The 23,936-nt window shown below is 57.5% G+C and carries 15 protein-coding genes; 12 read left to right on the top strand and 3 right to left on the bottom strand.

The window, feature by feature from the left end; translation table 11 throughout:
• Window positions 1-265 precede the first annotated feature (265 nt).
• From HLUCCO03_RS05275 to HLUCCO03_RS05265, 3 genes are all read left to right on the top strand, one after another.
• Complete coding sequence (locus HLUCCO03_RS05275; RefSeq protein ID WP_292016624.1) at window positions 266-8,554, top strand: glucoamylase family protein; 8,289 nt, start codon at window positions 266-268, stop codon at window positions 8,552-8,554.
• Between the two features lie 90 nt (window positions 8,555-8,644).
• The gene (locus tag HLUCCO03_RS05270; protein WP_027831998.1) at window positions 8,645-10,108 is read left to right on the top strand and encodes a malate:quinone oxidoreductase; all 1,464 of its coding nucleotides are present in this window, start codon (window positions 8,645-8,647) and stop codon (window positions 10,106-10,108) included.
• A 36-nt stretch (window positions 10,109-10,144) separates the two neighbouring features.
• Window positions 10,145-11,887 carry an isocitrate/isopropylmalate family dehydrogenase gene (locus tag HLUCCO03_RS05265; protein ID WP_027831999.1) on the top strand — a complete coding sequence of 581 codons (1,743 nt, stop codon included), beginning with the start codon at window positions 10,145-10,147 and terminating at the stop codon, window positions 11,885-11,887.
• 15 nt (window positions 11,888-11,902) lie between these two features.
• Here HLUCCO03_RS05265 and HLUCCO03_RS05260 read toward each other — a convergent pair whose 3' ends face one another.
• Complete coding sequence (locus HLUCCO03_RS05260) at window positions 11,903-12,112, bottom strand: hypothetical protein (RefSeq protein ID WP_027832000.1); 210 nt, start codon at window positions 12,110-12,112, stop codon at window positions 11,903-11,905.
• A gap of 374 nt (window positions 12,113-12,486) precedes the next feature.
• On the opposite strand from HLUCCO03_RS05260, the gene HLUCCO03_RS05255 reads away from it, so the two are divergent.
• The 9 genes from HLUCCO03_RS05255 (at window position 12,487) to cydB (ending at window position 22,531) form a co-directional block, all read left to right on the top strand.
• Window positions 12,487-12,894 (top strand): DUF4168 domain-containing protein, encoded by a 408-nt coding sequence (locus tag HLUCCO03_RS05255; protein ID WP_027832001.1) that lies wholly within the window; start codon window positions 12,487-12,489, stop codon window positions 12,892-12,894.
• Between the two features lie 253 nt (window positions 12,895-13,147).
• The gene (locus HLUCCO03_RS05250; protein ID WP_027832002.1) at window positions 13,148-13,552 is read left to right on the top strand and encodes an ACT domain-containing protein; all 405 of its coding nucleotides are present in this window, start codon (window positions 13,148-13,150) and stop codon (window positions 13,550-13,552) included.
• A 25-nt stretch (window positions 13,553-13,577) separates the two neighbouring features.
• Window positions 13,578-15,293 (top strand): protein adenylyltransferase SelO family protein, encoded by a 1,716-nt coding sequence (locus tag HLUCCO03_RS05245; RefSeq protein WP_027832003.1) that lies wholly within the window; start codon window positions 13,578-13,580, stop codon window positions 15,291-15,293.
• Window positions 15,294-15,698: 405 nt separating this feature from the next.
• Window positions 15,699-16,565: an MBL fold metallo-hydrolase gene (locus tag HLUCCO03_RS05240; RefSeq protein WP_027832004.1), complete on the top strand. Its 867-nt coding sequence runs from the start codon at window positions 15,699-15,701 to the stop codon at window positions 16,563-16,565.
• 13 nt (window positions 16,566-16,578) lie between these two features.
• Window positions 16,579-17,001, top strand: a complete 423-nt coding sequence (locus HLUCCO03_RS05235; protein WP_027832005.1) for a TIGR01244 family sulfur transferase — start codon at window positions 16,579-16,581, stop codon at window positions 16,999-17,001.
• Between the two features lie 54 nt (window positions 17,002-17,055).
• Window positions 17,056-18,318: an FAD/NAD(P)-binding oxidoreductase gene (locus HLUCCO03_RS05230; RefSeq protein ID WP_051603854.1), complete on the top strand. Its 1,263-nt coding sequence runs from the start codon at window positions 17,056-17,058 to the stop codon at window positions 18,316-18,318.
• Window positions 18,319-18,336: 18 nt separating this feature from the next.
• The gene (locus HLUCCO03_RS05225; protein WP_036197478.1) at window positions 18,337-20,076 is read left to right on the top strand and encodes a SulP family inorganic anion transporter; all 1,740 of its coding nucleotides are present in this window, start codon (window positions 18,337-18,339) and stop codon (window positions 20,074-20,076) included.
• 20 nt (window positions 20,077-20,096) lie between these two features.
• Window positions 20,097-21,527, top strand: a complete 1,431-nt coding sequence (locus HLUCCO03_RS05220; RefSeq protein WP_027832008.1) for a cytochrome ubiquinol oxidase subunit I — start codon at window positions 20,097-20,099, stop codon at window positions 21,525-21,527.
• Window positions 21,528-21,529: 2 nt separating this feature from the next.
• Window positions 21,530-22,531 carry a cytochrome d ubiquinol oxidase subunit II gene (gene cydB, locus HLUCCO03_RS05215; protein ID WP_027832009.1) on the top strand — a complete coding sequence of 334 codons (1,002 nt, stop codon included), beginning with the start codon at window positions 21,530-21,532 and terminating at the stop codon, window positions 22,529-22,531.
• A 67-nt stretch (window positions 22,532-22,598) separates the two neighbouring features.
• Here the strand turns inward: cydB and HLUCCO03_RS05210 are convergent, their stop codons facing one another.
• Window positions 22,599-22,979, bottom strand: coding sequence for a rhodanese-like domain-containing protein (locus tag HLUCCO03_RS05210; protein WP_027832010.1), 381 nt, complete (start codon window positions 22,977-22,979; stop codon window positions 22,599-22,601).
• Window positions 22,980-23,071: 92 nt separating this feature from the next.
• A complete protein-coding gene (locus HLUCCO03_RS05205) occupies window positions 23,072-23,725 on the bottom strand; it encodes a peroxiredoxin (protein WP_027832011.1) in 654 nt (217 codons plus the stop codon).
• Between the last annotated feature and the right edge of the window lie 211 nt (window positions 23,726-23,936).

Raw genomic sequence — 23,936 nt, 5'->3', positions numbered from 1 at the left:
GCAAGGAGCAGCAACCATCAAAGCTTTCAGGTTTTGGGCACGCACACGGAATGAGCTGCGTCATGACCGGGATACCGAGCTGTTACGCGCGGAACTGTTCAGCATTGAGCAACTCAAGCGCCATGCGGTGACTCTGGCGGGGCAGCATCGAACAGACCCACGTTCCGGGGCGGACAGGTTATTGCCGCGGCTGGCGGATAATGCGCGTGTGCTGTTGGCGGCTTACGATGTTGTTACGGCCGCTGCGACGCCGGGACAAAGAATTGTGCCCACCGAGGCCTGGCTGCTGGACAATTTCTATCTGATTGAGCAGCAGATCGGCCAGGCACGCCGACACCTTCCGCGCGGCTACAGCCGGCAGCTACCACGCCTGGCGGACGGCCCGTCGGCGGGATTCCCCCGCATCTACGACCTGGCGTTGGAATTGATCTCCCACATGGATGGCCGCGTCGACAGCGACAACGTTACCCAGTTTGTTGCTGCCTATCAGACCGTCGCCCCCCTGAAACTCGGTGAATTGTGGGCTTTCCCCATCATGTTGCAACTGGCATTGCTGGAGAACCTGCGCCGTGTGGGGGTACGAATCGCCCAGCGCCGTGAGGAGCGCGATGCCGCTATCACCTGGGCGGACCGCATGCTTGCCGCCGCCGAGACCGACCCAAAGCAGCTGATCCAGTTGCTGGCTGAGTTCGCCCATGCCGATGTACCCCTGACGGCGCCGTTTGTGGAAGAGTTCTACGACCGGCTTCAGGCACAGGGAGCCGTTATGGCCTTTGTGCAGACCTGGGTCGAGCAGAAGCTGCTGGAGCAGGGGGTGACGGCAACAAAGCTGTCCGAGGCGGCCGGGCGAACGGATGCGGCCAACCAGATATCCATTGCCAACAGCATAGGCAGTCTCCGTTTCATCGGCACCATGGACTGGAAAGGGTATGTCGAGTCACTCAGTGTTGTTGAAAAGACCCTGCGCGACGATCCTTCCGGTATGCATTCCCGCCAGGATTTTGCGACCCGTGACCGCTACCGGCATGTCATTGAGGATGTGTCCCGGGGCAGCTCATGTGGCGAGATCGAGGTTGCACGGGAAGCCATACTTCTTGCGCAGGCCGCCGCGCATCAGGGCGGGGCTGAACGCAGCACCCACGTCGGCTACTTCCTGATTGACGACGGGCGAGCACAACTGGAGGATAAAGTCGGTTGCCGACTGTCGTTGGGAACACGCATTAAAAGACAGAGCAGGCAGGTGCGTTTGCCACTGTACCTCGGCTCCATCCTGCTACTGACATTGCTCACGACCCTGGCCGTGCTCCATGGCTTCAACGGACTTGCACTGACTGACTGGCGTTACTGGGTGCTTGTGGTCACAGGAATGATTGGCGCCTCTGCACTGGCGGTAGCGCTGGTGAACCAGGCCGTGACGCTGTTCATGCCGCCGCGTGCGTTGCCGCGACTGGATTTCTCCCGGGGTATTCCCACCGATCATCGCACCATGGTCATTGTCCCCACGCTGCTTGGCAGCCAGCAGCAGATCGATGATCTGATCGAGGCCCTGGAAATACGCTATCTCGGCAACCGGGATACCAATCTTTATCTTGCACTGTTGACGGACTTCCACGATGCCCCGACGGAATCGCTACCGGAGGATGCGGCCCTGGTCGCCTACGCGCGTGCCTCGGTGGAAAAACTCAACCAAACCTATCGTGCCGACCGGCCCTGCATTTTCTACCTGTTCCACCGGCCACGGCGGTGGAATCCGTTCGAAAGGGTGTGGATGGGCTACGAACGCAAACGCGGCAAACTCGAACAGTTTAATGCCCGGCTTCGGGGCGAAGCGGCCAATGCCTTTTCGGACATTGTTGGTGATCAGTCCATCCTTGGTTCGATCCGCTACGTTATCACCCTGGATACCGATACCCAGCTTCCGCGCGATGCCGCACGCACCCTGGTGGGCAACCTGGCACACCCTCTCAACCGTCCTGTCTACAGCGCGGCCAAAGGCCGAATTGTCGAGGGCTACGCAATCCTGCAACCACGGGCCTCAATCAGCCTGACCAGTGCCAGCCAGTCGCGCTTTGCCAGGCTGTTCTCCGGTGACTCGGGCCTGGATCCTTACACCCGGGAAGTGTCGGATGTATACCAGGATGTATTCGGGGAGGGTTCGTTCATTGGCAAGGGCATTTACGATGTCGACGCATTTCGTCAGGCCGTCGACGGACGCTTCCCGGAGAATCTTATACTCAGTCATGACCTGCTGGAGAGCGGTTACGCCCGCTCCACTCTGGTCACTGATGTGGACCTTATCGAAGAGGAACCGGCCAGTGTCGCCATTGAATCCAGCCGACGTCACCGCTGGATACGCGGTGACTGGCAGTTGGCCGGATGGTTGCTGCCGAGGGTGCCGGGGCCGCCTGATGCGGCTGGTATTGCATCGAAGCGGCAGGCGAATCCGCTGTCGGCCCTGTCCCTGTGGAAAATTTTCGACAACCTGCGGCGCAGCCTGGTTGGGCCGGCATTACTGGTCCTGCTGGTTGCAGGGTGGCTTGCTGACCCGGACCGGGCGTGGGTATGGTCCCTGCTGGTGGCGGCCGTGCTGTTTCTGCCTGTTCTGCTGGGCGCACTGACTGATCTGATCCGCAAGCCCGAACACTGCGACTGGCTGGTGCACGTGAGCCAGACTGGAAAATCCGCCGGTCGCCCTGTCGTGCTGGCCCTGCTGACACTGGCTTTTTTGCCCTATGACACCCGAATTGCCCTGGGGGCGATCGCGCGATCGGGCTTACGCATGCCGTTTACGAAAAAGGGGCTGTTGCTTTGGCAATTGCCGAGTTACAAGCGCCGGAATGCATGCCGGTCACTGGCTGACTTTGGCCGGGAGATGTGGGTTGCGCCGGTCCTCGCGCTGGCGGTGGGCGCAGCAATGTTCATCGCGGCAAGTCCGCCGGTGGTGTGGCTCGTTGCGGTTCCCGTCCTGTTGCTGTGGCTGGCGCTGCCGCTTGTCGGCTGGTGGATCAGCCTGCCCCTGGTTGTGCCGTCTCCTGACCTTGGCATTGACCAGCAGGCCTTCCTGAGAACCGCAGCCCGGCGAACCTGGCGTTACTTCGCGGACTTCGTCGGCCCGGATGACAACTGGCTGCCGCCCGATAACTTCCAGGCCTCTCCAGAGGCAACCATTGCCTCGCGCACATCGCCCACCAATATCGGCATGTCGCTTCTGGCAGACCTTGCAGCCGTCGATTTCGGCTATCTGACGGCCGGAGAATGCCTGCAACGTATTGGCAACACTTTCACTACCATGGAAACACTGGAGCGTTACCGCGGCCATTTTTTCAACTGGTACGACACCCGAACGCTTCAGCCGCTCCATCCCCGATATGTCTCATCGGTGGACAGCGGTAATCTGGCAGGCAGTCTGCTCACCCTGAAAGCAGGACTGGACGAACTGAAAAACCAGCCGGCATTATCCCTGAGCGCCATGAAAGGCCTGCAGGATACCCTGCAACTGGTGGTTGAGGAGCTGCCCGACTCACCGGCCCCCGAACTTCTGGAGACGATCGGTCTGCTTCAGGAAACCCTGCGGGCGCTAATACTGGAAGGCGAACCAAAGACGCTGGCCGCCGCCAACAGCGCGCTGGACCAGTTAGGCCCGATTGGCGCAGCCCTGCAGGAAAGGCTGCCAGCGGATAGCAACAGGAATCCTGAGCTGGTTTACTGGGTGCGGGCATTCGGGCACCAGTTGGGTGCTCTCCGGGAGCAGTTCGGCACTGCGGCGCATGGGTCAGAGCAGGCACAGCGTGCGCTCATCGATGATCTGGCAGAGCGATGCTCGATGCTGGCGATAATGGATTTCGAATTTCTCTACGATGCCGGCTCCAGTCTTCTTACTATCGGCTACGACGTGGGTGAACGGCGCCGCGATCCCGCATGTTATGACCTTCTGGCATCGGAAGCCCGCCTGGCGAGCTTCCTGCTGATTGCCCAGGGACAGGTGCCCCAGAAGCACTGGTTTGCATTGGGCCGCCTGCTGACCAGCCATGGCGGCGACGTCAGCCTGATTTCCTGGAGCGGTTCGATGTTCGAATACCTGATGCCCCAGCTGATCATGCCCAGCTACCCCGATACTTTGCTTGCGCAAACCTGCAAAGCGGCCGTTTCAAGGCAGATCGAGTACGGCCGGCAACGAGCGGTACCCTGGGGTATTTCCGAATCCTGCTACAACGCCACTGATGTTGACCAGGTATACCAGTACCGGGCGTTTGGTGTGCCCGGGCTTGGCTTCAAACGGGGGCTGGGCGAGGACCTGGTGATCGCTCCCTACGCCAGCGCTCTGGCTCTGACAGTGATGCCCCAGCAAGCCTGTCGCAATCTGCAGGCGCTTGCCGGGCAGGGGTTTCTCGGCACCCATGGCTTTTACGAGGCCATCGACTATACGCCCACGCGCGTGCCGAGGGGCAAGGCGTACGCCATCGTGCAGAGCTTTATGGCACATCATCAGGGCATGAGCCTTCTGGCTTTTGCCCATGTATTGCTGGACCAGCCAATGCAGCGGCGTTTCATGTCGGACCCGTTGGTCCGGGCGACCGAACTGCTGTTGCAGGAACGGGTGCCCAAGCAGGGCGATACGCTGCATCCACATGCGGCAGAAGTGAGTGCCGCTGCACGGCCTCCTGGTGCCGAGGTTGAAGCCATCATGCGCGTGTTCACTGACCCTGACACGCTGTTGCCTGAAGTTCACCTGCTGTCGAACGGGCGCTACCATGTTATGGCAACCCATGCCGGCGGCAGTGCCAGCCGCTGGCGTGACCTTGCCGTCACACGCTGGCGCGAGGACACCACCTCCGATGGCTGGGGTACGTTTATTTACCTGCGCGACCGGGACGACGGGCAATTCTGGTCCACCGCATACCAGCCGACTCGGCGACAGGCCGATTATTATGAAGCGATTTTCGTGCAGGCCCGGGCGGAATATCGGCGTTGCGACCATGCCATCGAGGCACACACCGAAATCAGTGTGTCCCCGGAAGACGATGTGGAGATTCGTCGCGTTACACTCACCAACCAGTCAGAACGAACCCGCCGCATTGAAGTGACGAGTTTTGCAGAGGTTGTGTTGGCGCCGCTTAACGCCGATCTGGCCCACCGGTCGTTCAGTAATCTTTTCGTACAGACTGAAATCCTGCCCGGGCAGCAGGCCATTCTCTGCACCAGGCGCCCCCGTACGCCGGGCGAGCAGGTGCCGTGGCTGTTTCACCTACTGGCTGCACCGGGCATGGTGGCCGACAAACCTTCCTTTGAGACAGACCGTGCCCGCTTTCTGGGCCGTGGCCGTACAGCCGCCAATCCGGTGATGCTGGACAACAAACAACGCTCGGCAAGCCTGTCGAACACCCAGGGGGCAGTGCTTGACCCCTGCGTCGCAATCCGCAGCACAATGACTTTGCAGCCTGATGAATCGGCCAGTGTGCAGATTATTTCCGGGGTTGCGGAAACCCGTGAGGCAGCACTGGCGCTGCTCGAGAAATACTGCGACCGACACTTCGTCGAGCGCGCATTCGAAATGGCCTGGTTCCAGAGCCAGGAGGTATTGCGGCACCTGAATGCTACAGAGGCCGATGCACAGGTCTTCGGCCGGCTGGCCAATTCTGTCATTTACGGCAATCCACTGCGCCGCGCGGCATCCAGTATCATTGCCCGAAACCGCCTGGGGCAGGCCGGATTGTGGCGTTTTGCCATCTCGGGGGATCTGCCCATCGTGCTTCTGCTGATTGGCGATCTCAACCGCATTGACCTGGTCAAACAGGTGGTGCAGGCACATGCCTATTGGCGAATGAAGGGCCTCGCCGCCGATCTGGTGATTCTCAATGAAGGGTTTTCAGGCTATCGGGCAGAGCTGCAGGACCAGATCATGGGACTGATCAATGCCGGCCCTGAAGCGCAGGTCATTGATAAACCGGGCGGGGTTTTCCTGCGGCGTGCCGAGGAGCTCTCTGAGGACGAACGCGTGCTTCTGCAGACCGTTGCCCGTATCGTCTTCAGCGATACCGCAGACACCCTGATCGAACAGGTGGATCGCCGGGTATCGTCGGAGCGCACGTCAGATCTGCTGGAACCGCCTCAGCAGAAAAAAACACACACCGTTCGCCCACTGGCCCCCCGCGAACGCATTTTCTGCAATGGCCTCGGCGGATTCACGCCGGACGGTCACGAATACGTGATCACGCTGGAACCCGGGCAAACCACGCCCATGCCCTGGGCCAATGTCATTGCCAGCCCCCATATCGGTACCGTTGTCAGCGAAAGCGGCAGTGCCTATACCTGGGCAGGTAACGCTCACGAATTCCGCCTCACCCCCTGGCACAATGATCCGCTGTCGGATTCCAGCGGCGAAGCGCTCTACATCCGTGATGAAATAACCGGGGCATTCTGGTCGCCGACACCACTGCCTGCCTGTGGCCAATCCGGTTATGTGTGCCGGCACGGCTTCGGGTATAGCGTGTTCGAGCACTCTGAACAGGATATTGCGTCGGAGCTGTTCACCTATGTAGCGATGGATGCCCCCGTCAAGTTCCTGGTGGTCAAGCTGCGCAATCAATCGGATCGTCCTCGCAGCCTGTCGCTGACCGGATACTGGGAACTGGTACTTGGCGAGTGGCGACACGCAAACCTGATGCACATTGTCACGGAAACCGATCTGCACACCGGTGCGCTGTTCGCCCGCAATGCTTATGGCCGCGAATGTGCCAACCGGGTAGTGTTCGCGCAGGTCAGCGGGCGGGAACGGTCAATCACCGGAAATCGCTCTGAGTTCATTGGTCGTAACGGTATGCTCTCGGCGCCTGCAGCCATGCGCCGCAAACGCCTCTCGGGAAGGATAGGGGCCGGCCTTGATCCTTGCGCTGCTTTACAGACCCGGGTCGAGCTGGATCCCGGCCAGGAGCAGGAGATTGTGTTTGTTTTCGGCGCTGCAGCCAACGGCGATGAAGCACGGCATTTCATTCAGCAATTTTGCGGCCAGGCGGGCGCGCGGCAGGCGCTGGAAGCCGTCTGGGAACACTGGAACCGAACCCTGGGTGCGGTCAACGTTGACACGCCGGACAAGGCACTGAACGTGCTGGCCAACGGCTGGCTGGTGTACCAGACACTGTCATGCCGATTGTGGGGACGCAGTGGCTACTATCAGTCGGGTGGCGCCTATGGTTTCCGGGACCAGCTGCAGGACACCATGGCGCTGATCCACACAAAACCCGGGCTCGCCCGTGAACAGTTGATCCTGCACGCCGGTCGTCAGTTTCTCAAGGGCGACGTGCAGCACTGGTGGCATCCACCAAACGGGCAGGGTGTGCGCACCCATTTTTCCGACGACTATCTGTGGCTGCCCTATGCCACCTGCCGCTATATCCGTGCGACCGGCGATACCGGTGTACTGGACGAATCCGTCCATTTCCTTGAAGGGCGGGAGTTGTATGAAGAGGAGGAAGCCTACTACGATCAGCCTCAACGCTCATCCGAGGCAGCCAGCCTTTACGAGCACTGTGTGCGGGCTCTCAGATATGGCCTGCGCTTCGGCGCCCACCGTCTGCCACTGATGGGCTGTGGTGACTGGAACGACGGCATGAATCTTGTTGGCAAAGACGGCCGTGGCGAGAGCGTTTGGCTGGGCTGGTTCCTGTTGGAGAATCTCGAGCTGTTTGCTGGCCTGGCCAGGGACCGCGACGACCACGAATTCAGCGAACTATGCAGCGCTCAGGCCGAACAACTGCGAAGCAATCTTGAGGCCCATGCCTGGGACGGCAACTGGTATCGGCGGGCCTATTTTGATGACGGCACTCCACTGGGGTCCAGCAGTAACGATGAATGCCAGATTGACTCCATCAGCCAGAGCTGGGCCGTGATCTCGAAAGGCGGAGACCCACAGCGGGCCCGGCAGGCGATGATGGCGGTGGACGAGCGTCTGGTGCGGCGCGACAAACAGATCATCCAGCTGCTCGACCCACCTTTCGACAAATCCGGCCTGGAACCCGGTTACATCAAGGGGTATATCCCCGGTGTGCGGGAGAACGGCGGCCAGTACACCCACGCCGCAATCTGGACCACCATGGCCTTTGCGATGCTGGGCGATACCGGGCGCGCGTGGGAATTTTTCGCCATGCTTAACCCGGTCAATCACGGTAGTACGCCTGAAGCGATTGCACGCTACCAGGTCGAGCCTTACGTAATGTGCGCGGATATCTACGGCGTGTCACCACACATCGGCCGCGGTGGCTGGACCTGGTATACCGGCGCTGCGGGCTGGATGTACCGGCTGACCGTGGAAACCCTGCTGGGACTGCAACTGGAAGTGGATCATCTGCGCATTACGCCGTGCTTCCCGGATGACTGGGATGCCTACAAGATTCACTACCGTTTCCGCGAGACGGTGTACCACATCACCATCAGGCGAATGAGCGAATCGTCTGGGCAGGATGAACGCGTTACGGTGGACGGAAACGAACAGCAGGACATGCGTATTCCGCTGGTTGATGACCGCCGCGAACACTTTGTCGACGTGGACCACCGTTAGGTTTACAGGGTGCGCCAGAAGCATGGTACCGTTGAGAGAGATATAATTTCTGATTAATTTTCTCTGTTATCAGCCTGGCGGGCAGACCTTATGAACGTAGTGATCATTGGCGCAGGGATCATGGGTACCACCTTTGCCACTCTGGCAAAAGAGCTGGCACCGGATCTGGACATTACCATCCTTGAGAGGCTGGACAAGGCCGGTGCGGGAAACTCCTCGGCATTCTGGAATGCCGGTACGGGCCATGAAGCAAACTGTGAGCTGAACTATACCCCGGTCGACGAAGAAGTCATTTCTGTTGAAAAAGCCCTTAAAATTCATGCCCAGTTCAACGTGGCCAAGCAGTTCTGGGCCTATCTGCTCGACAAAGGCGTTGTAAAAGACCCGAAGACCTTCATCAACCAGACCAGGCACTGCACCATTGTGTCCGAATCCTCCATCGAGGAACTGCGGCTGCGATTCAAGGAAATGTCAGCCCATCATTTCTTCGAGCATATGCGTTACTCGGAAGACTTCGATGAGATAAAAAGCTGGATTCCCTACACCATGGAGGAGCGCCCGCGCCACGAAAAAATGGCTGCGACCGTTATTGAAACCGGCACAGACGTTAATTTCGGTGCTTTAACCGAGTATATGGCGGCCTATGCGGTGAATAAGCTGGGTGTGAAAATCGAGTACGGCACCCACGTGAAGCGTGTTCACAGAAGCCCGACCGGGCGCTGGCTGATTGAAGCCGTTACCAACGGAACTCCGGTCCAGCACAGGGCAGACGTGCTTTTCGTGGGCGCCGGGGGCGGTGCCTTTCCACTGCTGAAGAAAAGCCACCTGCCGTTCCGGAACCGGTTTGCCGGCTTCCCGGTGGGTGGGCGCTTCCTGAAGGCTTCAATTACCGAAGAGCAGGCCCAGAAATACCGGGCCAAAACCTACGGCAAAGCCAAGGTTGGCGCGCCTCCCATGTCTGTTCCGCACCTGGACTTGCGGGTTGTGGATGGCAAGCATTACCTGTTGTTTGGACCTTTTGCGTCGTTCAAACCGGTTCTCGAAAAAGGCCGCGGGTTCTTTGATTACCTCAGCTCGATCCGCCTGCATGATCTTCCCGGCTTGCTGAACGTCGCCCTGGAGCACTTTCCCCTGGTTAAATACCTGGTTTCGGAAACCTTTAAAGGCGAAAAAAGCATGCTTGAAGAACTTGAGAGCTTCGCCCCGGGCCTGAGCAAAAAGTTTGACTGGAAACCGATAGAAGCCGGCCAGCGGGTCCAGATCATCAAGGATGGGGATTTGCAGATGGGCACGGAAATCCTTGTGTCCCAGGACAAGACCTATGGAACCCTGCTCGGAGCCTCGCCAGGTGCTTCCGTCTCACCGGAGGTGATGTTGCGCTGTCTGGAACAGCTTTTACCGGCTATCTTTTCCAGAGAGGACGCGCTGGAAAAGAGAAACAGGATCTTTCCCGAGGATGATCTGAACACGCTGATCAACCAGCCTGATCGCTACCGGGAGATTCGTGATGCCGTTAACGAAAAGCTCGGGATTACTCAGCCAGGGCCAGAATAAGACCGACCTGAAAGGCCCAACCGCAGGGAGAAATCTATGGACAGCAGGATTCGTGTAGCGTCGCCTTTGGTCATTCTCCACGGTGACGAAATGGCGCAGGTGGCTTTTGAGCAGATACTCCAGAAATTCGTGACGGCACGGCTGGACATACAGCTTGAAGAAATTGACCTGTCGGCGGAACACCGCCTGCTGACCAATGGCAAAGCCGTGACTGAAGCCATCGAGGCGCTTCGGCGTTATGGGGTAGGGGTGAAGAATGCCGGCATGACCGTCAACCGCCAGCAACTGGATGAACTGCTCCGCAAGCACCCGGAAGTGGATGCCTCCAACCTGAACCCCCTGGCTACAAAGTCCCCCAATGGTGCCATCCGCAAGGGAATCAGCGGCAACATCACCCGCGAGGACATCCAGTTCCGTAACCTGAAGATCAGCCGGCCCGACTGGATCGGCCGCGACATAGAAGTCGACACCATGGAGCATGGCGGGATCAAGGACAGCTTCAACCAGCTTTCCCTGGCCACCGGCGTGGTCAAGCTGATGTTCGTGGGCAGCAGCGGTGACCCGGTGGAATTGCACCGGCGCGAGATCTGCAAGGGCGATCCCTGGCTACTGGCCACCAACGACATAGAAGACGTCAAAGCCTGGGCACACCGCTTCTTCCAGCGCGCGATCGACGAGAAACGGGATGTTTACCTGGGTCTGAAAGATACCGTAATCCCCGGTTATGACGGCGCCATGCGCTCGGTTATCGAAGACATTTACGAAAATGACTACCGCCAGAAGATCAGGGATCTGGGGCTGAATTACTATTACGAGCTCATCGATGCCCAGGCCGCTCGCATTGTTTCGAACCCGCCGGACCGGGCGCTGTGGGGCGTGCCTGACAACACCACCGGGCGCAAGCTTTTCAAACTGGTGAACCAGTTGCGGAAGCTTGGCATTCCCAGCCGGGGTGCCCATGTATCCATTTCCCGCATGAGCGCTGGCGGTGGCGACCAGTACGGCAGCTTCAACATGCCGGCGCAGGAAGACGGTATTCTCAAAGTGATCGTTGATGGCGACGAGAAGCACGCCCGCCGTGTCCGCAAGGGCGACCCGATGTTGCTTATGTCCAATGACCGCGAAGCGATCAAGGACTGGGTAATGCAGGTGTTTCGCGATGCGTCCCGGAAGGACAAGGAAGTGTATTTCGGCCTCAAACGCGAGTACATGGAATACGATGAAGTCTACAGCGATGTGATTACCGAAGTGAGGAGGGACCTGGCCCGGGAACATACGCCTCCGCCGTCATTCATGATCATGCGGCCCTCCAGCCAGCTCAAGAAAATGATCACGGATCCACCGAGGAACGCGCTCTATCCGTCCCAGAACCTGGACGGGGACATCTTCTCGGACATTTCTGCGGCACTCGGTGGCAGTCTCGCCACCGCCAGCTCAATTATCGAGAGCAAGGACGGCACCATGCTCTTCGAGGCACCCCATGGCACGGCCCACGACCTGTACCTGAAATACCTTGAGAGCGATGGTCGCGAAGCTCACTTTAATCCTTCCGCGCTGATCTTTGCCCTGGCCAATGCCCTGGAAACCCTGGGCGAGCGTGAGGGCAATGCGCCTCTGTCCGAATACGCGGTCAACCTCAAGGCAGCGCTGACCGATACCGTCGACAGGGGCATAGTTACGGCGGATCTCAAGGGCAAGACGGTCGACCCGGGCTCCGAACAGGTGGTGGATATGGGAGGTTTTCTGAACGCTGTGGAGGACAGCCTGCTGAAGGGCTGAATAGCAGGCGAGCTCTTACCGCCTCTGGATTTGCTCGATCAACTCAACCCGCTGGGATTCGGTTTTCGAATCTTTTGAGGGTGCTTCTGCAGAATCTGGTGCCAGTGCCACCAGAACAATAGCCATGATCGCAAATAGCAGCGGAACGATGAGCCCTGCGATCTCAACGGCGTCGAGGGAAACCTTCTCGGGTTCAACGGCACTGATTTGATTCACTTGTTCCATGGGGTAATGCCTTAGATTTTAAATTGCCGCTTGCGCCTCACCGAGTGCCGTCAGAAGCGTTCAATGCCGCGAATTCTAGGGACTCATAAGGGTGCAGGCAATCGTTTTAACGGCATAATGACCTCTGTATCGGCTTTCACTTATTTACCCTCTTCAGAATTGTAAGATTTCGTTACAGGCCTTTTCCGATCATGCTGATCGTGTAATTCACAGGCAGCATATTTTCGGGGACAACAAACCATTTCCCTGTAATGAACATCTATCCACTTTCATTGACCCCGTACGTCGGCACGATATACACATTGAAATGTACATTCACGAGCCACCGAGATTGTGGCTCACATGACTGCCTGGAGTGGTCAAGGAGTGGTTAGATGAACGTGTATACTCGGAATATTGCTTCGCTTATGTGTGCCGCTGGCCTGATGTTCGGGGCCAGTGCGACGGCTCTCGCGGACGAGCACGATAACCTGTACCTCGATGAGGTGGCTGATAAAGCCGAAGAGCTCACTGCCGATGACGTGAAAAGCGACCATCTGGAGGCTTTCCTGAAGTCATCCAGGGAGTTGACCGAGGCCCGGAAGGATTACACCGGGAAAATGATGGAGGCTGACGGTGACGAGAACAAGATTGCCGAATTGATGGAGGAGGCCAGGGAGGAAATGGCCAGTATCGTCGAGGAGAACGACCTTTCCGTCACCGAATACAAGGAGATCGGTTATCTGATCAAGGATGACGATGATCTGATGGATGAGCTGAACAAGGTTGCGGCGAGCATGTAAACGGTTTTTGTCTTGCCGCAGACTGACCAAGGGGCCGGAAACGGCCCCTTGTTTATTTGTGCGCGACAAAACCCGTATAACCGACATCACCTGCATTCGGGCCGGACAGCGACTAGACTGAAACGGACAGCTCTGCCATGCGTATATCATGACCGGCCGATGATGCACCGGATGCCAAACTTACCACGGACAGAAGATAAGCCAGACATTCCCCAAAAGAAGCCGACGACATTCGGCCAGAGGACAGGTAAAAATGAAGCGACCACAGTTTCTCCAGGATTTGATCAAGCAGCTATCGCCAACGCTTGACTCGACCTCCTATGTCTACTGCACAGTGCCCCGCGCAAAGTACGGCGAGCTTGAAAAGCTCAAACCGATTGTCTGTATTGCCGAACTGGAGGGGCTTACCCTGGTTATTCCTCTGCAACAGGCTCAGGATGAGGGCCTGGACTATTACCGGGTTTTCCGCCGCATTACGCTCGAGGGCCACTCCAGCCTCGAAGCCCTGGGCCTTACATCCGTTGTCACCAGTCTGCTGGCCGACCGGGGAATCACCACGAACGTCATCGCCGGCTTCTATCACGACCACATGTTCGTGCCCAGCGATCGCATCGACGAGGCCATGGACGCACTGAAGGAGCTTGCCAGCAATCCATGATCAGGCCCACGCTCGAGGAGTCCCTATGCTAGAACCACTGTCCCGGGAAGCACATGCCAATATTGCGACTCTCGACGATCTCGCAACCCTGGCAGATTACTCGTTCATGGATACCCTCAACGGTGACCCTGAGGGTAGGGCGGATGGAGCCGACCACGCCCCCCGACAGGTCTTCTCGGGTCACTATGTTCCGGTCAGACCCACTCCCATCGAAAACCCTGAATACGTGGCGCACAGCCAGCACCTGTTTGGCGAATTGGGCTTTGCCGACAGCCTGGCGCAGTCGCACGATTTTGTCCGTATGTTCTCCGGCGACCTGTCCCGTGTTCCGGAGCCCATGCTCAAGGTCGGTTGGGCGTGCGGCTATGCACTGTCTATCTACGGCAACGAGTTCACCCAACAATGCCCTTTCCAGACCGGCAACGGTTACGGTGACGGTCGCGCGATTTCGGTGCTTGAGGCCGTTATCAACGGCCAGCGGTGGGAAATGCAGTTGAAAGGGGCAGGGCGCACACCCTACTGCCGCGGCGCGGATGGCCGGGCGGTTCTGCGCTCCAGTGTGCGGGAGTTCCTGGCACAGGAGCATATGCACGCGCTGGGTGTGCCAACGTCACGGTCTTTGAGCCTGTACGTATCGAAAACCGAGAAAGTCAGGCGGCCCTGGTATTCGCCGGGCTCACGCTCCATTGATCCGGACGTGCTGGTATCCGAGCCGGTGGCCATCTCTACGCGGGTTGCGCCGTCGTTCATTCGGGTAGGGCAGTTGGAACTCTTTGGGCGCCGTGCCCGCAAAAATGAACACCCACAGGCAATGGAAGAGCTCGAAAAGCTCGTTCTGCACCTGATCGATCGTGAGTATGACGGTGTTATCGACCAGACACTGCCAACCGCGGAAAAAGTGGTGTTGCTGGCACGCGCGTTCCGCAGCCGGCTGACGTCCCTTGTGGCAAACTGGATCCGTGTTGGCTACTGCCAGGGCAACTTCAACAGCGACAACTGCGCCGCAGGTGGCTTCACGCTCGATTATGGTCCGTTTGGATTCTGTGAAGTGTTTGATCCGCAGTACCAGCCCTGGACCGGTGGTGGCCAGCACTTCGCGTTCCTGAACCAGCCAATGGCGGCAGAACGCAACTTCTACTCATTCTGTTCAGCGCTACGACCGTTGTTGACGGCGCATCCGGACTGTCTGCGGCAGCTCGACGAGATTCACAGTGAGTTCCCGAACGTGATGCAGAAGCAGCTGGAGATTATGTGGGCGGCCAAACTCGGGCTTGAAGCCTTCAACCCGGATCTGTTCAGTGAGCTGGCAACTTTGATGGTGCAAACGCCTGTGGACTACACCCTGTTTTTCCGGGAACTCTCGTCGTTGCCTGAGGACATTGAACCGCTCAGGAAAAGCTTCTATCGGGGCCGGAGCTATGCGGCAGATCCCGACGGGCTGGACGGGCGCTGGTCAGCCTGGCTGACAAACTGGAAATCGCTCACGCAACATCCTTCCCGTGAGGAACTTTCCAGCCAGATGAAGAGGGTCAACCCCAAGTACAGCTTGAAAGAGTGGTTCCTTATGCCTGCCTACCAGCAAGCCGAATCGGGGAACTACGCTTTGCTGCGGGAGCTGCAGGACGTCATGACCCAGCCATACGCCGAGCAATCGGAGGACGTGGAGAAAAACTATTACAGGCTGAAGCCGCCGGAGCTGTTTGGCGTTGGCGGGGCGTCCCATCTTAGCTGTTCATCGTGATTGGAAGTTATCGGGATGACAGCTTGCAGATACTCCTCAGATCAGTGTCCCAGTACGTCTTTCTCGTTTTTCTTTGCGTTCTTCTCCTTTTTCTTTTCCTTGGGCGTTAAAAGCGGTTTCTTCTTACTGTCTTTTTTCCTGTCCTGGCCTTTACTCATGGGATCTGTCCACCTCTGGTTACGGGTACTTTGGCATAACTCTGCGTGATGCCAATGCTTTCAACATCCAGTATGAACCCAATTTCGGGTAACTCATAGGATTTCGAGGTCAGTTCCCGGAATGCCCGCCATCAAGTTTGGCTATTAACGTCATAACATCACATATAGCTAATAGCACTATGCATAGAACTAAAAGTATGGTTTAGTGAGGCTGCTAACGACAGACGCTCCAAATGGAGGAACGACTATGCAAAAGCCCCTGGTCAAGCATTTCTTTGATGAACCGACCAATACTTTCAGTTACGTAGTAACGGATCCACAAAGTAATGCGTGCGCAATTCTCGATTCCGTTCTGGATTTCGATTATGCAGCCGGGCGCACAGATGTGCGCTCCGCCGACGAGATCATTCAATACGTACAGGACAATGGCCTGAACGTCGAATGGATCCTGGAAACCCATGTACATGCTGATCACCTGTCCGCCGCGCCTTATCTGCACGAGAAGCTCGGGGGCAATACCGGCATCGGAAAGAAAATCATCGACGTCCAGGAGATCTTTGGTAAGGCCTTTAACGCAGGCACCGAGTTTGCGCGTGATGGTAGCCAGTTTGATCGCCTGTTCGAGGAAGGTGACAGCTTCAGGATCGGCAGCCTGGAAGGACGGGTTCTGCATACTCCCGGCCATACGCCCGCTTGCCTGACTTATGTTATTGGCGATGCCGCCTTTGTAGGCGACACACTGTTTGCACCGGATGCTGGTACGGCAAGGTGTGATTTTCCGGGTGGTGATGCTCATACACTGTATAGCTCCGTTCAGAAAGTGCTTGCGCTCCCTGAACAGACCCGCATCTTCCTTTGCCACGACTACAAGGCACCGGGGCGCGAAGAGTTTCAGCATGAAACCAGTGTTGCTGAGCAGCGCGCCAACAATATTCATGTACGTGAAGGCATGACAGAAGAGGACTTTGTGAAGCTCAGAACCGAGCGCGACGCCACTCTGAACATGCCACGGCTGATCCTGCCATCGGTACAGGTCAATATGCGTGCTGGAGAAATGCCTCCTGCGGAATCAAATGGACAGATCTACCTGAAAGTTCCGATCAATCTCTTGTGACAGGAGGTGTGACATGAAGATTCATTACCTTGAACCTGCGTTTGCAGTCGCGGACACCGTAGCTCCGGAAGACATGCCCGAAATCAGGGACCAGGGCTTCCGTGCCATTATCTGTAACCGGCGTCCCGGAGAAGAAGGCTTTGTGGGAGAGGATGCCTATGCGGAGGCTGCGGCCAGAGCCGGCCTGGAATGGATATCTGTTCCTGTCGCCTCCGGTCAGTACTCGGACGCAGACATTGATGCTTTCGGCAAGGCACTGGAAAGGGCGCCATCGCCAATTCTCGGCTTTTGCCGCACTGGTCGCCGTGCCGTTCACATGTGGGCCCATGCCCGCGCCAGAGAGCCTCAGTGCAATATCCCGCTGTTACTGAAGGCCGCCCACAGGGCTGGCCACGACCCCCAACCAATTCAGGAAATGCTGGAAAGTAACTCTTGAACACTGATTTCGAAGGACAGGGAGGTTCCATGGCAATGCGGAGTTGAAACCAAGATGAAACCTACCCAAAACGCATATCAGTCCTCCATCATAATTCATGATGTTGTGATCATTGGAGCAGGCGCCGGCGGTGTTGCAACCGCTGCCAGTCTCCTGAAGCGCCAGAAGGACCTGGATATCGCAATCATTGATCCCAGCGAACTGCACTACTACCAACCAGGGTGGACCATGGTCGGCGGAGGTGTATTTTCCGCTGGCAGCACCCGCCGGAAAACCGAATCTGTTATACCTGATGGCTGTCGCTGGTATCGTGCAACAGCCGATTGCGTTGATCCTCGCGCACAGGTCGTAAAGCTCACTGACCACAGTTGTATTGGTTATCGACGGCTGGTCGTGGCCCCCGGCCTAGTTATGGACTGGGAAAGTGTTGAAGGCCTGAGTGAAACCCTCGGCATGAATGGGGTGACCTCCAACTATCGATACGATCTTGCACCCTACACTTGGTCCCTGGTGGAGCAGCTGGAGAAAGGCAAAGCGCTGTTCATTCAGCCGCCCATGCCGATAAAGTGTGCCGGCGCACCCCAGAAGGCCATGTACCTGGCAGCAGATGAATGGCGACGCAAGGGCCGGCTTGCCGATATTGACGTCTCTTACCATTCCGCCGGCAAGGTTCTGTTCGGAGTGGAGGATTACGTACCGGAGCTGCAGAAATATATTGACCGGTACGGCATTGATCTATGCTTTGAAGAGCGGCTGGTGGCCGTTGATGGCAAGACAAGGACAGCCCGCTTCGTAAAACAGTCCGGTGATCAACAGGAAACTGTGGACCGGACCTTCGATATGCTTCACGTTGTTCCCACCCAGCGGCCTCCCGGCTTCATTGCGCAGTCCGGACTGGGCAATATCGACGGCTGGATTGATCTCGACCCGGAGACTCTGCAACACGTCAGGCACCCCACTATCTTCGGACTGGGGGATGCCAGTGGCACACCCAATGCTAAGACCATGGCCGCGGTGAGAAAACAGGCTCCCGTTGTGGCGCAGAATCTCGTTGCCTCACTGGAAGACAGGCTACTGACCGCCGCTTATCTGGGGTACGGATCCTGCCCGCTAACGGTGGAAAGGGGCAGAATCGTTCTCGCTGAATTCGGTTACGGAGGCAAACTGCAGCCAAGTTTCCCGTCTTGGATCAACGATGGTACCAAGGCAACCCGGATGGCCTGGTTTCTAAAAGCTAAACAGCTACCCTGGCTTTACTGGAACGGCATGCTCAAAGGCCGGGAATGGTTGGCAGCGCCGGCAGCACGTCAGGCCTGATATCAGGGAGTGAACGATATGTCCGGTAAGCTGATCCGCTATCTGCCAATCCTGAACTGGTTGAGAGACTACAGGGCCGACACGTTTATCAGCGACGGCCTCGCGGCAGTGATTGTCACTTTAATGCTGGTACCCCAGGCTTTGGCTTATGCCTTACTGGCAGGCCTGCCGCCCGAGGTTGGGCTTTATGCCAGTATGATCCCGCTGGTGGTTTATGCCCTGCTCGGAACAAGTGCCACGCTCGCTGTTGGGCCTGTGGCCGTGGCATCCCTGATGACAGCCTCTGCGCTTGGAGGAATTGCCGAACCGGGAACACCGGAATACGTAGGGGCCGCTCTGGTTCTGGCCTCGCTATCCGGCCTGATGCTTTTCGCCATGGGCCTTCTGCGACTGGGCTTTCTGGCCAACTTCCTCAGTCACCCGGTGATATCGGGGTTTGTCACAGCATCCGGCATTCTGATAGCAGGCAGCCAGCTGGGTAGTATCCTGGGTATCCAGGGCGGAGGTCACAATCTGTTGGAAATGGGGCAAGGGCTCTGGCAACAGATGGGCGAGGTGAACGCTTTCACCCTGATGATTGGTGGCGGCGCCTTGCTATTTCTCTACTTATGCCGAAATTTTCTCACGCAGGGCCTGATCGGTATCGGGTTATCAAAACGGCTTGCGGATCTCACTACCAAGGCGGCTCCGGTCGCCGCGGTGATCGTTACTACGGCAGCCGCCTGGTATTTCGATCTCGGCGCAGCAGGTGTAAACCTGGTCGGAGAGGTACCGAGTGGTCTTCCCGAGATCAGTCTTCCGTCCATGGATCCCGCCATCTGGAGCACTCTGGTTCCTGCCGCCATCCTGATCAGCCTGGTGGGTTTTGTGGAATCTGTGTCCGTCGCTCAGACGCTCGCCGCCAAGCGGCGGCAAAGGATAGACCCGGACTCTGAACTGATCGCCCTCGGGCTCGCCAATGTGGCAGCGGGGGTCAGTGGAGGTTCTCCGGTATCCGGCGGTTTTTCGAGATCCGTAGTCAACTTTGAAGCAGGAGCCGAGACGCCGATTGCCGGAGCCCTGACCGCTGTGGGTATTGCCATCGCGACCCTCACGCTGACCGGATTTCTCGCGTTTTTGCCGAAAGCCACCCTGGCAGCAACGATTATTATCGCGGTCAGTACACTGATTGACCTGCCGGCTATCCGCAGAACCATGGCCTATTCGAAGGCGGACGGGGTGGCTATGCTGGCAACAGTTATCCTGACGCTGGTGCACGGCGTCGAGGCCGGCATCGTTGTGGGTGTTGCCCTCTCAATCGGATTGTATCTGTATCGCACGAGCCGTCCTCACAGCGCCATTGTAGGGCGTATTCCCGGCACAGAACATTTCCGGAATGTGCGGCGGCACGAGGTGGAGATTGATAAAACCACCGCCATTCTCCGGGTGGACGAGAGCCTGTATTTCGCCAATGCCCGATATCTTGAGGAAACAGTACTGGAGCTCGTTGCAGAGAACCCGGAGATAAAGAATCTCGTGCTGGCGTGCCAGGCAGTTAATGAAATAGATGCGTCGGCCCTGGAAAGCCTCGAAGCGATTAATGTTCGATTGGAGGACGCGGGAATCCATCTGCATCTTGCCGAAGTGAAAGGGCCGGTCATGGACCGCCTGAAACGGACGCATTTCTGTGAGGAGCTGAAAGGTCAGATTTTCCTCAGTACTTACGAAGCCTGGAAAGCGCTCGTGAAGAAGCCAAGTATCCTTTTTAAACCTGACTGACGATCTCACTGGAGATTCCCATGGAACTCGATCCTGTCTTACTATCGCGAATCCAGTTCGCGTTTGTGGTGTCATTTCACGCCATCTTCCCGGTGTTTACCATCGGGCTGGCTTCCTACATTGCGGTGCTGGAGGGCCTGGGCTTTAAAACCGGCAATCCGGTGTGGCTCAAGCTCTCGGGCTTCTGGACCAAGGTCTTTGCGGTGGTCTTCGGGATGGGCGTGGTCTCGGGCATCGTGATGTCGTTCCAGTTCGGGACGAACTGGAGCAACTTCTCACAGGCCACCGCCAACTTCCTTGGGCCAGTACTCAGCTATGAGGTGATCACCGCCTTCTTCCTGGAAGCGGCGTTCCTCGGTGTGCTGCTGTTCGGACGCAATAAGGTGCCGCCCGGTGTACATCTGTTCGCCGCCATCATGGTAGCCACCGGCACCTTCATCTCCTCGTTCTGGATTCTCTCGGCTAACAGCTGGATGCAGACTCCGGCCGGCTTTGAAATTGTTGACGGGGTTTTCCATGTTACTTCCTGGAGTGAGGCAATCTTCAATCCATCTTTCTGGTACCGCTTCACGCACATGGGCCTGGCCTCGTTCCTGACCGGTAGCTTCGTGGTGGCCGGCGTCAGTGCCTGGTATCTGCTCAAGGGGCGGGAAGTTGAAGCAAACCGCAAGGCGCTGTCCATGTGCCTGTGGCTTATCCTGTTTATTGCTCCGGCGCAGCTGGTGGTAGGGGATTTCCACGGCCTCAATACTATGGAGCACCAGCCCACCAAGGTGGCGGCAATGGAAGGCAACTGGGAGACTTCTTCCAACGTGCCTCTGCTGCTGTTCGCTATCCCGGATCAGGAAGCCCAGACCAATCATTTCGAGATCGGAATTCCGAGCCTGGCCAGTCTGATCCTGACCCACGAATGGGACGGCGTGGTGCCCGGCCTCAAGGACGTTCCGCGTGCGGAGCAGCCGCCGGTGGCCATCGTGTTCTGGTCGTTCCGGATCATGGTTGGCATTGGCACCCTGATGATCATCGTGGGCCTGACCGGCCTGGCGCTGCGTCGCGGTGGCCGCTACTTCCAATCCAACTGGTTCCTGCAGGTATTGCGGGTAATGAGTATCGCCCCGTTCATTGCGGTGCTGACTGGCTGGTTCGTCACCGAGGTGGGCCGGGCCCCGTGGCTGGTATACGGCATCATGGACCAGGCCTCATCGGTGACACCGTCCCTCAGCGGCGGCATGGCCCTGTTCACCCTGATCGGCTATATCGCGGTCTACGCGGCGGTATTCTCTGCCGGGGTCTACTACCTGATGCGGGTGCTGTACGTGGGGCTGGAAGATCGGTCTGACGAGGAAGAGCACGACGCGGATCGTCCGGCCCGCCCGCTCTCCGCCGCCCACGTGCCGTTCGAATACGGCGAAGACAAACCTAGCAAACCGGCCAGTCAGGGAGGTCACTGACTATGGAACTGTTCGATCTGCCCCTGATCTGGGCATTCATTATCGGCTTCGGCATCATCATGTATGTGCTGATGGACGGCTTCGACCTCGGGGTCGGCATTCTCTTCCCGTTCGCCCCGAGTGAGGGTGACCGGGACACCATGATGAACTCGGTAGCCCCGGTGTGGGACGGCAACGAGACCTGGCTGGTGCTCGGTGGGGCCGGCCTGCTGGCCGCCTTCCCGATGGTCTACACCATCTTCCTGCCGGCGTTGTACATTGGCGTGTTCCTGCTGTTGGCCGGCCTGATTTTTCGGGGTGTGGCCTTCGAGTTCCGGTTCAAGGCCCGGACCTCTCGCTATCTCTGGAACTGGGCCTTTGCCGGCGGTTCCACCGTGGCATCTTTTGCCCAGGGAGCAGTGGTCGGTGCCTACATTCAGGGTTTCAACACCGTCGACGGCGTCTACGTCGGCGGGGCGCTTGACTGGTTGACCCCGTTCACCGTGCTGACTGGCCTCGGCATGCTCGCCGGTTACTCCCTGCTCGGTTCCACCTGGCTGATCATGAAGACCGAGGGACGACTGCAGGAATGGGCCTACAAAATCACCCTGCCGTTGCTGACCACGGTGCTGATTATCTTCGGAATTATCAGTGTCTGGACCCCGTTCGTGGACGACCTGGTGCGTGACCGATGGTTCTCGAACCTGACCGTGATCTGGATCCTGCCGGTGCTGACCCTGCTGTGCGCGTTCCAGATCTTCCGATCGGTGCGCAACCGCTTCGAGGGCATGCCGTTCGTGGCCACCATGGGACTGTTCATCACCACCTACCTGGGCCTGGTGGTCAGCCGATGGCCTTACGTGGTGCCGCCGGATTACACCCTGTGGGACGCGGCCTCGGCCTATGGCTCCCAGATGTTCCTGCTCCTGGGCACGCTGCTGGTGGTACCCATCGTGATCACCTACACCGCCTGGACCTATTGGGTCTTCCGAGGCAAGGTTCGCGCAGGTGAGGGTTATCACTGATAAAAACAAGCCGCCTCCGGTCAGGAGGCGGCTTGTTCGTATCTATGCCTTGCTACTGAATAGTTGATCAGTCGAAATCGGGCAGTTCTGGTTTGACCAACGGCTTACCAGCTTCCTGCCATGCTTCAATTCCTCCGGCAATCGACTGTACGTGGATATAGCCCATTTCCTTCATGGCCTTGGCGGAGAGGGCAGAGCGCCCACTGTTTTTACAGTAGATAACCATGTTCAGTCCGCGATCTTCAAAGGCGGGATCGTTGGTGAGTTTGAACTCCAGGATACCTCTGGGAATATTGGTCGCTCCCGGAATATGGCCCTCATGAAACTCATCCGCTTCGCGAACATCAATTAACAGATCCGCATTTCTGATGGTCTCTTCGGATTTCTCCAAAGGCACTTCCCGGATTTCTTTCTTTGCAGCCTGAACCATGTCATGAACAGTTTTCATTAGGAAAACCCCCATTCATTTATCTAAAAAACCGCCACCGCAAAGGCGGTGGCGGTTACCCTGGAGATACTGGATTCAAGGGTTCGGTATCGTTAAAGGGACCTGGTACAGAAGTAGAAGTCCTTGCATTCGTAGTCACCTGACTCAACACGGGCGTTGGCACCTTCGGCGGTCTTGGCAGGCGGGACGATAACCTTCTCACCTTTCTTCCAGCCTTCCGGGGTGGCCACACCGTGCTCATCGCTGGTCTGCAGGGCTTCCAGCAAACGCAGAAACTCAGGGACGGACCGGCCGTTGCTCATCGGGTAGTAGACCATGGCCCGAAGAATGCCGTCCGGGTCGATGATGAAAGTAGCGCGCACTGCAGAAGTATCGGCGGCACCCGGGTGGATCATGCCATAGGCCCTGGCCACATCCATTTTCAGATCTTCAATGATCGGGAATGGTATTTCAACGCCCCACTTTTCCTTGATATTGCGCATCCAGGCAATATGGGAATGGATGCTGTCGATGGACAGACCCAGTAACTCACAGTTCATTCTGGCGAATTCCGGCGCTGCTTCGGCGAAGGCCATGAATTCGGTGGTGCAAACCGGGGTGAAGTCAGCCGGATGTGAGAACAGAACCAACCACTTGCCTTTATAATCGCTGAGGGACTTCTCGCCATCAGTCGTTAGTGCTTTGAAATCCGGTGCCGGTTCATTCATGCGCGGGAGGCCAGCGTTAGGTGCGTCTTGAGTATCCATAGTGATTTCCTTTCGAGATTGGGTTGTCAACTGACATCAAAAAGATAAATCCGTCATCAAATGCAATCAAGGACTAAGGTTATACCGTTTCAGAATAAGATTTCTACCGCTACTCAATGACAACAGGGGAAGGCCAATTTAAAGCCCTCTTTACGGTGAGCAACTATAATGATAGCTGAAATCGGATATAACGAAGCTTCTCTTGGACGGT

Origin of the sequence: Marinobacter sp. HL-58 (assembly GCF_001314605.1) — a bacterium.
Classification (GTDB): domain Bacteria; phylum Pseudomonadota; class Gammaproteobacteria; order Pseudomonadales; family Oleiphilaceae; genus Marinobacter.
This window is presented reverse-complemented; position numbering and strand designations above follow the sequence as displayed.

Bases quoted from the DNA above. Each gene is read 5' to 3' on its own strand.
- HLUCCO03_RS05265 (WP_027831999.1), top strand. From the start codon at position 10,145: ATGGACAGCAGGATTCGTGTAGCGTCGCCTTTGGTCATTCTCCACGGT.
- HLUCCO03_RS05270 (WP_027831998.1), top strand. From the start codon at position 8,645: ATGAACGTAGTGATCATTGGCGCAGGGATCATGGGTACCACCTTTGCC.
- HLUCCO03_RS05235 (WP_027832005.1), top strand. From the start codon at position 16,579: ATGAAGATTCATTACCTTGAACCTGCGTTTGCAGTCGCGGACACCGTA.
- HLUCCO03_RS05205 (WP_027832011.1), bottom strand. From the start codon at position 23,725: ATGGATACTCAAGACGCACCTAACGCTGGCCTCCCGCGCATGAATGAA.
- HLUCCO03_RS05240 (WP_027832004.1), top strand. From the start codon at position 15,699: ATGCAAAAGCCCCTGGTCAAGCATTTCTTTGATGAACCGACCAATACT.
- HLUCCO03_RS05230 (WP_051603854.1), top strand. From the start codon at position 17,056: ATGAAACCTACCCAAAACGCATATCAGTCCTCCATCATAATTCATGAT.
- HLUCCO03_RS05255 (WP_027832001.1), top strand. From the start codon at position 12,487: ATGAACGTGTATACTCGGAATATTGCTTCGCTTATGTGTGCCGCTGGC.
- HLUCCO03_RS05210 (WP_027832010.1), bottom strand. From the start codon at position 22,979: ATGAAAACTGTTCATGACATGGTTCAGGCTGCAAAGAAAGAAATCCGG.
- HLUCCO03_RS05245 (WP_027832003.1), top strand. From the start codon at position 13,578: ATGCTAGAACCACTGTCCCGGGAAGCACATGCCAATATTGCGACTCTC.
- HLUCCO03_RS05225 (WP_036197478.1), top strand. From the start codon at position 18,337: ATGTCCGGTAAGCTGATCCGCTATCTGCCAATCCTGAACTGGTTGAGA.
- HLUCCO03_RS05260 (WP_027832000.1), bottom strand. From the start codon at position 12,112: ATGGAACAAGTGAATCAAATCAGTGCCGTTGAACCCGAGAAGGTTTCC.
- cydB (WP_027832009.1), top strand. From the start codon at position 21,530: ATGGAACTGTTCGATCTGCCCCTGATCTGGGCATTCATTATCGGCTTC.
- HLUCCO03_RS05250 (WP_027832002.1), top strand. From the start codon at position 13,148: ATGAAGCGACCACAGTTTCTCCAGGATTTGATCAAGCAGCTATCGCCA.
- HLUCCO03_RS05220 (WP_027832008.1), top strand. From the start codon at position 20,097: ATGGAACTCGATCCTGTCTTACTATCGCGAATCCAGTTCGCGTTTGTG.